Source organism: Deinococcus sonorensis KR-87, assembly GCF_040256395.1.
Lineage (GTDB): Bacteria > Deinococcota > Deinococci > Deinococcales > Deinococcaceae > Deinococcus > Deinococcus sonorensis.
In genome coordinates this window covers 319076-332186 of sequence record NZ_CP158300.1, presented here as the reverse complement: position 1 = coordinate 332186, position 13111 = coordinate 319076, and the positions used below count along the sequence as shown (strand labels likewise).

General features: G+C 64.6%; 11 protein-coding genes. 4 read left to right on the top strand and 7 right to left on the bottom strand.

The window, feature by feature from the left end; genetic code table 11:
• Nucleotides 1-93: 93 nt before the first annotated feature.
• Complete coding sequence (locus ABOD76_RS21560; RefSeq protein WP_350245422.1) at nt 94-744, top strand: GNAT family N-acetyltransferase; 651 nt, start codon at nt 94-96, stop codon at nt 742-744.
• A 362-nt stretch (nt 745-1106) separates the two neighbouring features.
• Complete coding sequence (locus ABOD76_RS21555; protein WP_350245421.1) at nt 1107-1610, top strand: DinB family protein; 504 nt, start codon at nt 1107-1109, stop codon at nt 1608-1610.
• 425 nt (nt 1611-2035) lie between these two features.
• Here the strand turns inward: ABOD76_RS21555 and ABOD76_RS21550 are convergent, their stop codons facing one another.
• The gene (locus ABOD76_RS21550; protein ID WP_350245420.1) at nt 2036-3100 is read right to left on the bottom strand and encodes a spore photoproduct lyase family protein; all 1065 of its coding nucleotides are present in this window, start codon (nt 3098-3100) and stop codon (nt 2036-2038) included.
• Between the two features lie 640 nt (nt 3101-3740).
• Here ABOD76_RS21550 and ABOD76_RS21545 point away from each other — a divergent pair.
• Both ABOD76_RS21545 and ABOD76_RS21540 read left to right on the top strand, forming a co-directional pair.
• Entirely contained in the window at nt 3741-4520 is a 780-nt protein-coding gene (locus tag ABOD76_RS21545) for an AIM24 family protein (protein WP_350245419.1), read from the top strand.
• Nucleotides 4521-5153: 633 nt separating this feature from the next.
• Nucleotides 5154-5585 (top strand): response regulator, encoded by a 432-nt coding sequence (locus ABOD76_RS21540; RefSeq protein WP_350245418.1) that lies wholly within the window; start codon nt 5154-5156, stop codon nt 5583-5585.
• Between the two features lie 710 nt (nt 5586-6295).
• Here the strand turns inward: ABOD76_RS21540 and ABOD76_RS21535 are convergent.
• The 6 genes from ABOD76_RS21535 to ABOD76_RS21510 form a co-directional block, all read right to left on the bottom strand.
• Nucleotides 6296-7465 carry an alpha/beta fold hydrolase gene (locus ABOD76_RS21535; protein WP_350245417.1) on the bottom strand — a complete coding sequence of 390 codons (1170 nt, stop codon included), beginning with the start codon at nt 7463-7465 and terminating at the stop codon, nt 6296-6298.
• Between the two features lie 267 nt (nt 7466-7732).
• Complete coding sequence (locus ABOD76_RS21530; RefSeq protein WP_350245416.1) at nt 7733-8611, bottom strand: carbon-nitrogen hydrolase family protein; 879 nt, start codon at nt 8609-8611, stop codon at nt 7733-7735.
• Between the two features lie 4 nt (nt 8612-8615).
• Nucleotides 8616-9884 (bottom strand): histidinol dehydrogenase, encoded by a 1269-nt coding sequence (gene hisD, locus ABOD76_RS21525; protein WP_350245415.1) that lies wholly within the window; start codon nt 9882-9884, stop codon nt 8616-8618.
• 53 nt (nt 9885-9937) lie between these two features.
• Nucleotides 9938-10909: an ester cyclase gene (locus tag ABOD76_RS21520; protein ID WP_350245414.1), complete on the bottom strand. Its 972-nt coding sequence runs from the start codon at nt 10907-10909 to the stop codon at nt 9938-9940.
• Nucleotides 10902-11987: an ester cyclase gene (locus ABOD76_RS21515; protein WP_350245413.1), complete on the bottom strand. Its 1086-nt coding sequence runs from the start codon at nt 11985-11987 to the stop codon at nt 10902-10904. The genes ABOD76_RS21520 and ABOD76_RS21515 overlap by 8 nt, the downstream gene beginning before the upstream one ends.
• Entirely contained in the window at nt 11984-13078 is a 1095-nt protein-coding gene (locus ABOD76_RS21510; protein WP_350245412.1) for an ester cyclase, read from the bottom strand. Before ABOD76_RS21510 ends, ABOD76_RS21515 begins: the two co-directional genes overlap by 4 nt.
• Between the last annotated feature and the right edge of the window lie 33 nt (nt 13079-13111).

The following is a 13111-nucleotide window of genomic DNA, read 5'->3' as shown; positions in this document are numbered from 1 at the left end:
TTGCACAGAAGACGTCACGCGCCAGCGCTTAGCACACCCAGGTAAGCGGTTTCGCGTATGGATTCTTCAGGCGTTCCAGCGTCTGCTGAGGTCATGTCTCCTCCGCTCTACCCACCGCTTGATCTTCAGGTCATCACGCCCAGGCTGACGCTGTATGGGGCCACGGATGACCTGCTTGCCCAATTGCTGCCCATCGTTCGCGCAGGCGTGGCCGAAGGGCACCCTGGCCTCTTCGATGACCCGATGTCCCTCTACGAGGACAATCCGGTGCGAGAACGAAAGTGGCTTCAGGCCATCTGGCGCGGGCGCGGCACCGTCCGCCCGGATGCCTGGCGCCTGTACTTCGTGGTGATGCTGGGCGAGCAGGCGGTGGGCATGCAGGACCTGATCGGCGTGAACTTCGACCGTTTCCGGACAGTGACCAGTTTTTCCTGGCTGGCCCCGAACGTCCGGCAGCAGGGTCTGGGACGCGAGATGCGCGCAGCCATCCTGCATCTGGCCTTTGCCGGATTCGGAGCGGCAGAAGCGAGCAGCGACGCGTTCCTGGACAACGTGGCGTCCAACCGCGTGTCCGAAGCGCTTGGCTACCATCCGAATGGCACCGACTGGGCCACACGGCGCGGCGAACCAGCGCGGGTGAATCGCTGGCGACTGCAGCGAAACACCTGGGACAAGCACCGCCGGAGTGACATTGAACTGATCGGCGTGGACGCGTGCAGGCCGGTGTTGCATATCCCTGGATGAGCAATCCGGGTCCACTTATCGCGGCCCCTGATTCTCAACCTTCCCGCAATCCACACCTACGGCCTTGCGTTCGCGCTCTGGTGGGCTGTGCGGGCATAAAAACGTGCCTATCCGGGCTCCAAATCAGCTGTACAGCCAGCATCAACTCTAAAGAATGTTCCGGTCGTCCCTGGCGCGTAAGGTGTCAATCGACGGCCCAGAGACCGCAACCCGCCACGTCGCATGTCCCAGGATGCTTTGGAAGCCTCGCCTGTAGCACCATGCACTGAACCGTCGGACGATCAGCCATGCCGTCCGGTTGGGACCGCAGCCGTGACCCATCCGCACCCCTCACTCTGCCCCCGCACCCTTCCAGGAGACCCATGCTGTTGAATGAGCTGCACCGGCTGTACCTGCGTGAACTCGCCACCCTGGAGCGCGAACTGGACTTGTATCCTGACGACGCCAGCGTCTGGACCATCCTGCCGGGCATGCCCAACTCGGCGGGCACCTTGTTCCTGCATCTGGCCGGAAGTGTGCAGCACTTCTTCGGTGCCGTGCTCGGCCAGACTGGGTACGTGCGCAACCGCGAGGCGGAATTCGGCAGGCGTGACGTGACCCGTGAGGAGCTGCACCGCGAGCTGATGGGCGCAAGGAACGGCCTGACAGCCGCCTTCCATCGGCTGACCGAAGACGATCTGGAACAGATGTTCCCGGTCCGGTTCGCGGACGTGGACCTTTCGAGCCGGTTGACCCTGCTGCAGTTCCTCAGTCACCTTGCCTATCACCTCGGGCAGATCGACTATCACCGTCGGGTGGTGACCCAGAGTACAGCGTCTGCGGGCGCCCTCGACCCGGTGGAACTCGTTAAGCGCCCCGCCACCTGATCCCACCAGACCATGCAGGCGTCGAAGCGCAGCAGCCGGGCGGCGATGGCGTTGAGAACAGCCAGCAGTGCTACACGACGACCGTCCCCGGCTCCCCAACACGAAACAACTCGCTGATTGCAGCCCCTATTAAACGCGGATGGCAGGACGTGAGCCTCGACGTTCACCGCTTTCGTCCTGCGCCCAGTGGTCCTCGCTTCAGGCGCGAATGCTCGACCATGAGCTGCTGCTCTCTCGGCCAATGTGGCTCAAGCCAGACCACCGACGATGGCACCGCGGCTGCACCGCCTGGCCGCGATGGAACCGAGCGTCAATCTGCTGTGCGCTTGGCGCTCTTACTCTCCATCCGCTGACCGCATGACGGAGGCCTCACGCCCGCAGGTCCGTACTGCAGAACGTCAGCTGCCGACGGCGCCCAGAGCGCCTCAGAAGGCGTACCGTACGGTGCAGTAGGGCAGTTCGCGCCGCAGCAGGGCCGTGAAGCGCTCGACAGCCTTGCCTTTGAGTCCCCGGCGGTACCGCAGGTTCGTGCCGCCGTACTCCGACTGTTTGGTTTCCTGCCACTGCGGCGTCCAGAGCAACGTTTCCGCCTTTCTGTGCCACCCGAGATTCACCTCGTGCAGGCCCACGTTGTGCGTCAGGAAGATAACCTCGGCGGCCAGCTGAGCTTTGGCCCTGGGCGACAAGACCGCATCCACCTGCTGGAACAGCTCGGTGTAGGCATTTGTCCAACCGTCGAAGATGATGACCGGAGAGAAGTTCAGGTGCACCTCGTACCCGGCCTCGACAAGGTCGTTGATGGCCGCAAGGCGCTCGGACATGGGAGACGTTCCGATGTCCACAACCCGCGCCACAGACGGCGGCATCAATGAAAAGCGCAGGCGGGTCCGACCCTGTGGGTCGTAGGTCAGCAAGTCACGGTTGACATACTTCGTGGCGAACGACGCCTTGGCGTTCGGAAGCGTCCGGAACAGTTCTATCTGATCACGCACGTTGTCCGAGATCAGGGCGTCCACGCTCAGATCGCTGTTCTCGCCCAGGTCGTACACCCAGTCTGAGGCATCCACCGTGTTGGGCTCGGTCTTGCGGCCCTGCCGCTGGGCGTGCCTGCGGAGAGCCGCAAGCACGTCCTCAATGTTGGCAAACGTGGTGATGGGATTGGCGTACCCTTTGTGCCGGGGCACGTAGCAGTAGGCGCACGATAGGGCGCACCCGTTGGCGAGGCCCGGCGCGATGAAGTCGGCGCTCCGGCCATTCGGGCGCATCGTCAGGGTCTTGCGGAAGCCCAGGACCAGGACCTGACGTTTGACGCGCAGCCAGTCCTTGACCAGGCCGGCGTTCCCGTGCAGGCCGGGAATATTCCAGTGCGAGGCCACTTCGATCCGCTCGGCGTCCGGAAAGCGGCGCAAAATCTCCTGACCACGGGGAAGCGCTGCGGCCCGTGGTTCAAGGTAAATCTGCCGGACGTCGAGGGGGAGCCGCGCAGCCATGGCCTTAGTAGAGCGGGTTTCAGGAGGCGACACCGCGAGCGAACCGACGAAGTGGACCCGGGCACAAAAAAGCTCCGAGAGAGGCTGGCTCCAGAAGTCAGTTCAATGATGTGATAAAGCTTTCCTGTCTGGCATGACGGGCATCCGTAGATTACTGGTCCAGAATCCGCCCTTATACATGGAAAAAGCGACCCGAGGGTCGCCCTTGATGTTGAAAAGTATACCGTCTTATACATCCCTGGTCAAGGTGATGCAGACAGCACAGAAGGAATTGAGCTGAATCAGGCCCTGGCTCGACTTTGCTCTACCCTGCTTGGACGCGTTCTAACCGGTGTAGCTCCTCTACTGGCCAATGCACACCGAGCACCTTCTTGGAGCGTCCAGGCGTCTTCAGGCTGCCTCCTGAGATCAGTGGTCAGGAACACTGCTTGGCAAAAAGACAGCGCTTCTGAATGCCAACCAGCCTGGGGAGCAACGTATGTCCAGCTGGCCACGCCTTGCATCCTGCCGATCCGCTTTTAAATTCGGTGCCCTATTTTGACGGAGTATCACAATCTGTTGGACGCATTGACTGCGCGCTGGCTCCTGAGCGACCCCTCTGGGTGCAACACGAGTCACGAAAGACCGTTACTCTGGAAGCATGAGTTTCCGTATCCAACTGCACGAAGAACAGAGCGCCGGCCTGAAAGCTGAACTCTATGCCATCTGCAAGGTCACGTCGCAGCTGGTGCAGGGAGCGGCTGGAAGCACGCCCACGTTCCGTGAACTCTACACCGACACCGGTCAGCGGCAGATCAAATTCACCCTGCGGGACGACAGCGTCGTTCTTGAACCCGGCATCCTCTCTTACGCACACGGTCGCCTGCGGTTTGAGGTCATCCAGCAGCAACCGGGGCAGGGTGGCGGGTTTCTCGGCCGCGCTGTGCGAAGCGCCGGCACCGGTGAATCTGCTTACGGCACGCGCATTTCCGGCAGCGGAGAAATCTGGACCGAACCGACCCGCAAGCACTTTGTCTTCGCCAATATGGAAGGCGGCGACAGCATGCTGGTGGACGACAAGGCCTACTACGCCGCTCAGGGCAGCCTGCGACTGAGCACCCACCAGCACGCCAAAGTGCAGGGGGTCCTGAGCGGCAATGGGCTGATGCAGCCTCGTCTGGATGGTCAGGGCCTGCTGGTGATCGAGTCTCCTGTCAGCGTGCATGAAATTGAGGTGCTGGACATCCCGGCCGGGGAAACGGTCACGGTGGACGGAGACATGATGCTGATGTACACCGCTACCATGAATCCCCGCCTGGGCCCTCTGGTCAAAGGCCTGCGCAACGCAGTACGCAGCGGTGAAGGGCTGGTATATACCCTGGACGGGCCTGGTCAGGTGTTTCTGACGCCCACCTTGATAGCGGCCGGCAGTCTGGCCTGAATCGTGTCCGAGCTGCCCTCACTGACTCTGGCCGCCGCTCTCGACGTCTGCGGCGGCCCCGTGTGAGTGCGGACCAGCACAGCCCAGACAGCGTAGACATAGTCGTTCATCTGATCTGCTGTGCAACGTTGACACAGGTTACAGCTCTCCAACGAGCCGATCGGCTTCATGGCTCCACGCATCACTGTGCGGTTCAGCCGCACAATCTGTGGGTTGGTCTGTGCGGCGATGCGCCTACTGAATAGGACATCCCACGGCCCAGGTTGGGTATTTGACAGGGATCAATTTCCCTGCGGGGCCCTCTGAACGGTCAGTAGCCTCCTGGGCCTGATATGGATGTCACATCCAGCCGTTCATATCAAGACACTGGTGATACTCACCGCTATAACGTTAGCCAGCCGTTTCCGATTGGTATGGTCCGGGGGAATCAAGTACGGACCTGATGGCCTGAACACGGACCGGCTTCTGAAGGAAGACACGTAGACACCTCCGAAACTGACGGAGAGCGGGGACCGGATGCCTGTCCCGCTTCCCCTATAAGTTGCCTGTCCATGCACCTTCCATGTGTGGGCTTCTTCAAGCGGGCCAAGAATTTCTCTGCTCATGCCGCCGCCAAGGCTGTTAGGTTGAGCCATGCTCAGCGCGCCGGATCTGCTGCTGGTTGAAGACAACAACGCCACGGGGACCCTGATTCTCAGCGCCCTGAGCTACGTGACGCCGGCCCCGCGCTGCCAGATCGTACCGTCGGGCGAGGCCGCGCTGTCTGTCCTGTCGGCCGCGGAAGGTCCAGCACAGTGGCCTCGCCTGATCGTGCTGGACCTGATCCTGCCTGGCATGTCGGGCTTCAGCCTGTTGCGGCATCTGTCAGACCATCCGCAGCTCTGCCGCATTCCTGTCGTGGTGCTCAGCGTGTCGCACGCAGAGGACGATATTCTGGCAAGTTACAAGGGGTACGCTTCCAGCTACCTCGTTAAACCGCACACCTTCGATGATTGGGTCCACATGTTCCAGGCCCTGCTGGATTTCTGGTTGCGAACCGCTACCCTGGTACCGCGCCGGCTGTAAGGTCAGCGTTCATGGCGCTGTGCCAGGACGATGGGTGCCCAGGTTGAATCCGCTACATCTGCTGTGGATTGATGACCTTTAAAAAGTGACAGAGCTGTTCATCAGCGCGGTGAAGTACGTCAGTTACGTCAGTTCTGCACTGCAGACCCTCAAATGCACAACCGGAGAGCAGCCGCCGGCGATCCTCGCCCACAGCGAAGACCGGCCTCGGTTGATCCTGCTAGACGTGAATCTGCCGGGCCTGTCGGGCCTGAAGGTGCTAGGCAGACCCTATGCTCCTGACGGTCCCGGCAGCCAGCCAGCACGTCCGAGATGGCCTCGCAGGTGCTGGCTTGCTACCGGGAACACGCCAGCCAACGCCTTTTTGGTCAAACCTACCGGCTCCTAGCAGCTGATGGACACGGTGCAGCGGATCACCGCCTTCTGAACCCATCCTGGCTTTCGATTGCCACCCCAAGTTCACATCACCTCAACTGCCTGAAACATCCGCCCCGGCCACACTTCAGAATATTCAGATGAGTCGAGCTCTTTGTCCGGGTACGTCAGCAGTCACTCATTGCACGGATGTCCTCACCCGGCCTCACATATTGATGTGCAGCTCCGCATGATCTGTCCGGCATCAACGCCTTGAGAGACTTGTCACGGCCCGCATCGAACCATTTGCGCTCAATCAGTGTCAGCGCTTTCCGGTGCAAATGCGTACCCGATCTTTAGACTTTGGTTTGGGGCTGTACTTCCGGCCGGCCCGCTTTAAAACACCGGGTGGCGAAGCTCAGCACCGCCTGGGCCCAGACCTCGTGGTGCTCGACCAGTCCCATGTGGCCGGCTGGGCTGAGCGTCACCTGTTCCGCTCCGGCAATGTGCTGTGTCATATACGCGGCCGCCTCTGGAAGTGTGGCCCGGTCCGACGATGCCGCGATCACCAGCGTAGGGACATCAATGGCTGGCAGGACGTCCCTGGCTTCGTACTTCAGCATTCCTAGCATGCCGCGGGCCACCACCGCCGGGTTGGCCCGCAGCAACAGCGCGGTCGTAAAGGCCAGCTGCTGCCGGGTCTCCTGCCCTTTGAACTGGAGCAGGTGATTCGCCAGCACCATGATGCCGTTGAGGGCGCTCAGGACGTTCATTATCCGGACCAGCGGCGAGAGCCAGACGGTCAGATGACACAACGGCCGCAGCACCGGCTCCTGGAGCGCCCGGTTCAGCCGCGCACCCAGCGCAGTCTGGACAGGATTTGTGGGCGTCGTCTGCGTCAGAACCAAGCCAGCCACCTGAGAACCCAGCGCGTCCGGATACTGCTGGCAGAAGGTCAAGGTCGTCATCCCACCAATGCTGTGTCCGCACAGGATGGTCTGTTGCCCGTTTGCCAGTTGCAGCACAGCGTTCAGGTCACCAGCCATGCGCTCCAGATCGTAGCGGTGGTCGTGGGGGGCAGTTGACTGTCCAAGGCCCCGCAGGTCCCAGACCAGCAGCCGGTAGCGTTCGCCGAGGTGCTGGCGTGCGTAACACCACTCGGCACTGCTCAGTCCCCAGCCGTGGGTCAGGAGCAGGACCGGCGCGTCTTCCGGACCGAATGACTCGACATGGAGCCGGGTTCCGTCCGGACGAACGACCTGCTGGACGGTCCCCCCTGTCAGCGCCTGCATCGGTGCTTCGCCGGGCCGGGGCCGGCGGCCCAGGAACAAGCTCACCACGGGCCCCCCCAGCAGGGAGACAGCGAGCAGCGCGGCGCCCCAGATCAGGTAGCGGGGGTTGGCCGGCAGGTTGGCGGCCCAGTTGTCGTACCACTCCCACACCAGCCAGCCCCCGGTGCCCAGCAGGACAATGGAAAAGAGGCCAGTCAGCCAGAGCACGATCAGGGTGGGGGGGACAAGGAGCATGACCCAGCGTAGTGGAACGCAGCCCCTGCCCTTTCCGACGTAAGCATCCGGTGAATGGAATAAGCGGCGGGCATCGAAATGGAGGCAACAGCCACGCCGGACCCGATCTGAGGCGCAAGCCGTCCGTGCTGTTCTCCCTGCCCGACTCCGCTCCCCCAGCGTGGAAGCCCAGCACAGGGTGAGGGTGGCTATCCGCTCCGATCTGGACTTCAGAATTCGCGGTGGCGAGCATCACGGCCACGCCGCCTCCAACCCCTTAGCCCAGCATCATGGTTCCGACAGCGGATCGGGCCAGCCGGGGCTCCAGCGCTCCGGGTCCAGCTGGCCTGAGTACAGCGGCAGGGCCAGGGGCGGGTCACCCGGGCTGAACTGTGCCCACATCCGGGTCAGGCCGGCCGTTCCATACTGGCGCACCCGGGTCACGTGCTCCAGGTCCAGCACATCGGTCAACACCGCCCGGTCCGCACCGCTGGTGGCCGTCCGCACCAGCCCTTCCGGGTCCACAATCACGCTCAGGCCGGTGCCGAGCGGCCCGGCGCAGTTGACGCTCACCACGAACACCTGGTTGACGATGGCGTTGGCGCGGGCAAGGACCAGCTCCTGAGCGCGGTCGCAGGTTGTCGTCCGGACCAGGTTGAGCACCACTTCCGCCCCCATCCAGGCTAGGTGGCGCGTCACCTCGGGAAACCACGCGTCGAAGCAGATCGAGAAGCCGGCCCGGCCAATGCCCGGCAGGTCGAAGGTCACAAAGCGGTCCCCCGCCTCGAACGGTTCGTAGGGGCGCCAGGGAAACACCTTCCGGTAGGACGCCGCCAGCTGTCCAGCCGGCGACAGCGCCACGGCCGTGTTGAACAGCTGGCCCTGGGGCCCGCGCTCACACACGCTGCCCGGGACCAGCCACACGTCCAGGTCGCCCGCCAGCTGGGCCAGGGTCTGGAGGCGCGTTCCGTCCAGGGGTTCGGCGCGTGCATCCAGCGCCTCTCTGGCCACCTCGTCTCCGAACAGGTGCAGTTCCGGATACACCAGCAGCCGGGTCTGCGGGAAGGACCGGACCATCGCCTCCACCGCCGCCGTGAACTGGCTCAGCGGCTCGTCCGGTGAACGCGGCGCGTCCTGCACCACCGCGATGGGCAGCACCCGTGACACGGCGTTACCGCAGCCGCAGGCGCATCGAGTCGGCGTGCCCGATCATGCCCTCGGTGTCCGCCATCCGGATGAAGGGCGGGGCCACCGTCTGGTTCGCGTCGTCCGCGACCCGCTGCCACGTGACGGTCTTGATGAACTTGCCGACCCACAGCCCGCCGGTATACCGGGCCGCCCTGCTCGTCGGCAGCACGTGGTTGGTGCCGATGCCCTTGTCGCCGTAAGCGACCGTGGCATTCTGGCCCAGGAACAGCGAGCCGTAGTTGGTCAGGCGCTGCAGGTACCAGTCGGGGTCCCGGGTCATCACCTCCAGGTGCTCGGAGGCCACCTGATCCGACACCGTGACCATCTCCTCGTCCGAGTCCACCAGCAGGATCTCGCCGTAGTCGCGCCAGGAAGTGCCCGCCGCGTCGGCGGTGGGCAGGGCCGCGAGCTGACGTTCGATCTCCTGCGTGACCGCCTGCGCCAGCGCCCGTGAGGTGGTGATCAGCACCGACTGCGAGTTGGTGCCGTGCTCCGCCTGCGCGAGCAGGTCCGCCGCCACCTTCTCCGGGTCGGCGCTCTCGTCCGCCAGGATGCAGATCTCGGTGGGCCCGGCCAGCAGGTCAATGCCCACCACGCCGAACAGCTGCCGCTTCGCTTCCGCCACGTAGGCATTGCCGGCCCCCACGATCATGTCCACCGCCTCCAGCGGGGGCGCGCCGTCCAGCCCGAAGGCCATCGCCGCCATCGCTTGCGCGCCGCCAATCGCGTAGATCTCGTCGGCGCCGCTCTTGACCATGCCGTACAGCTGAAGTGCGTTGACCCGCCCGGTGCCGCGCTGCACCGGTGCGCACGCCACGATGCGCTTCACGCCCGCCACCTTCGGCACGCCGATGGTCATCACGGCGGAGGCCAGAATCGGGTAGCGCCCGCCGGGGATGTACGAGCCGACCGCGTTCACCGGTATCTGCTTCTGGCCGATGGTGACGCCCGGCAGCGTCTCCTCCTCGAAGTCGATGAGGGTGCGGCGCTGCAGCCCGGCGAAGTGTTTGACCTGCTGAATGCTGAAGTCGATGGCCCGCGTGACCTCCTCGTCAATGCCGGCCAGCTGGGCGTGAATGTCCTGTTCCGAGAGCCGGAACTCGGCTGGGGCGAAGCCGTCGAACTTTTCGCTGTAGCGGCGGACGGCGTCCACACCCTCACGCTCCACGTCCGAGATGATCCGGGACACCGTATCGCGGATTTCCTGGCTGACGGCGGCGGCCTGAGGCGGGGCTTTCTTGAAGTATTCCATGCAGCGGCTCCTGTGGGAGAAGGAAGGGGAAGAGGGAAAGGGCGGGTGAGGCGCTAGCCGGGCCGGGACAGCTGGACGAGGAGCGCGAACTCGTTCCAGAGCATGCTCTCGCGCACGATCCGGCCTCCCCGGACCTCGAAGTGGCTGATGCCCATCACGCGTACCCGGCGGCCGGTGGGCGCCCCGTACAGGCCGGGGCCGTCATGGGTGCCCTGGAAGGTCCAGCGGGCCGCGATCCGGAAGCCCAATGGCTCCGTGCCGGTCCAGGTCACCTGCTCTAGCTGCATGGCGCCGTCCGAGAAGGCGGCCAGAAGCTGCAGGACGTAGTGCATCCGCGCCTGGAGCGTCGCCAGCCGGCGGTGTCCGGGCACCCAGATCACTGCGTCGTCGGCGTAATACGTCCGCAGCAGGTTGAACATGCGGCCGTTCCAGACCAGGCCGTACAACAGGCCGGGAAGCGCCTCCGGGTCCGCCGGGTCGCCGTCCAGGGTGGTCGGCGGGGGCCGCTGGCCGTGGCCGCGCGCCAGCTCACCGAACCCGGCCGTGTGAACCCCATCCGCTTCGGCCATACTGCGGGCCAGGGCCCACCCGTCCAGGCCCAGCTGCCGGATCACGGCCAGCTCGTCGCGCACCCGCCATTCCTGCACCACGCGACCACCCCGCATGTCCTGCTGGGTGATCACACGGCAGTGAATGCGGCCCCCGGTGGGCGGGCCGTACCGGCCGTGGCCCAGGTGGTGGCCGCACCAAACGGCCCGGTGAGAGCTGTGCACGCCGTCCTGCGCGTTGCCGCTCCAGATCACCTCATGGCCGACGAGGCGCAGGTCCGGAAAGGCCGCCAGGGTGCGGATGGCGTCCGTCACCACGGCCTCCTGCCCAATCTGGTCGGCGACGTCCTGGTGAATCTGAACGTTGTGGGCATACTGGGTGTAGATCAGCCCGACGGCCCGGTCGTCCCACAGCTGGTGGGTCCGGCGCAGCACCTCTCCGGCGACGTCTGGTTCCGGCCGGACCGCTTCAGCCACCCACGCCTCCAAGCTGGCCGTACAGCTGCTTCAGCAGCACGAACTCGTCAAAGAGGGTCCATTCCTGCACCACCTGACCGGCTTTGATCACGTGGTGGCTGATGCCGATCAGGAACATCCGCCGACCGGTGGGCGCACCATACGGACCGTAGCCCTCGTGCGTGCCCTGCAGGATGAAGCGGGTGGCGACCCGGTAGCCGCGCTCGGCGCTGCCCTGCACGCACTGGTGCCCGATGGTGACGGCGAGGTCCGGGAAGCTGCCCATCAGGGTAATGACGAAGTTCTCGTAGTCGCCGTGCCCGTAGAGCTTGCGCGAGTCGGGCACGAAGGCCACGTGACCGGGTGCATAGTGCTCGCGCACCATGTTCACCAGTCGCGCGTTCCACAGGTTCTGCATCAGGGCGGCCACGAAGCCCTGCGGGTCCTCCTGGGCATCAGGCACGTCAAGGAAGGCGGGGGCCTGTTGACCGGTGGGCAGGCGGTCAATCTCGCCGTGGGTGTGCGGCGTGGCCGGCAGCACCGCCTGCCGCGCCAGACTCACCGGGTCGTAGCCCATCTGCCGCACCACCGTGATGCCGTCGTGGGTGAGCCACTCCTCCACGATCTTGTTCTGCACGATGAAGCAGTCGGCGATGCCCCAGTACGAAATCTTGCGCCCGGTCGGCGGCCCGAACTCGGTGTAGCCGCTCTGGGTGGCGGTGTTCGCATGCCGGTGCGAGGTGTAGAAGCCCTGCTGATCGTTGCCGCTCCAGATCACGTCGTCGGCGTAGGCGCGCAGGTCGCCCCACATCGCCTGGTTCTGCACGGTATTGCGCACCACCGTCTCGCGGCCGTAGATGGTCCCGCTGGAGGTATGAACGATGGCGTTGTGGCTGTAGTGGGTGTAGATCAGGCCGATGGCCTTCTCTTCCCAGATCTTGTGGGTGCAGCGGACGATGTAGTCCACGATGTCGGTGTAGTCAGGGTCGAAGCCGGCCAGCGGCTGTCGGCGGCCACTTCCTGAGGCCAGCGCGAACTCCGAGTAGTCGGGCCGGTCTGCAAAGTCGAAGACGGGGTGCTGCGGTTCCGGGTGCGTCACGCGCCGGCCCCCAGCTGACCGTGCAGTTGCTTCAGCAGCGCGAACTCATCAAAGATGGTCCACTCCTGCACGATCTTGCCGCCCCGGATGATGTGGTGGCTGATCACGATCAGGAAAATCCGCCGCCCGGTGGGCGCGCCGTACGGGCCGTAGCCCTCATGCGTGCCCTGGAAGGTGCAGCGGGTGGCGACCCGGTAGCCGCGCCGCTCGTCGCCCTGCACGCACTGATGGTCCACCTGGACGGCGAGGTCGGGGAAGCTGGCCATCAGGGTGATCACGAAGTTCTCGTAATCGCCATGCCCGTACAGCTTGCGTGAATCGGGCACGAAGGCCACATGACCGGGTGCATAGTGCTCGCGCACCATGTTCACCAGCCGCGCGTTCCACAGGTTACCGAGCACCGCCCGGATGAAACCCTGCGGGTCCTCGTTGGCGTCTGGCACGTCGAGGAAGGCGGGGGCCTGCTGACCGGTGGGCAGGCGGTCAATCTCGCCGTGGGTGTGCGGCGTCGTTGGCAGCACCGCCTGCCGCGCCAGGGCCAGCGGGTCGTACCCCATCTGCCGCAGCTCGGTCAGGGTGTCGGAGGCCAGCCACTCCTCCACGATGCGGTTCTCGCGCACAAAGCAGTCGGCGATGCCCCAGCGGTGAATTTTGCGCCCGCTGGGCGGGCCGTACTCGCTGTAGCCGGTGTGGGTGCCCACGCTCGAGACCCGGTGGGAGCTGTAGAAGCCGTCCTGATCGTTGCCGCTCCAGATCACATCGTCGGCAAACGCCCGGCGCTCGGCGTACATGGCGATGCGCTGGATGGTGTTGACCACCATCGCTTCCCGGCCGTACATGATGCCGCTCGAGTAGTGCACCAGCACGTTGTGGGCGTAGTGGGTGTAGATCAGGCCGATGGCCTTTTCCTCCCAGATCTTGTGGGTGCAGCGGACGATGTAGTCCACAATGTCGGTGTAATCAGGGTCGAAGCCGGCCAGCGGCTGGCGGCGGCCACTTCCCGAGGCCAGCACGAACTCTGAGTAGTCGGGCCGGTCCGCAAAGTCAAAGACGGGCGGGGTGGTGGCGGGCAGGTCGGTGGTGTTGTCCATACGGTTCCTGTGGGCAGCGCGTGGAGGTCGGGC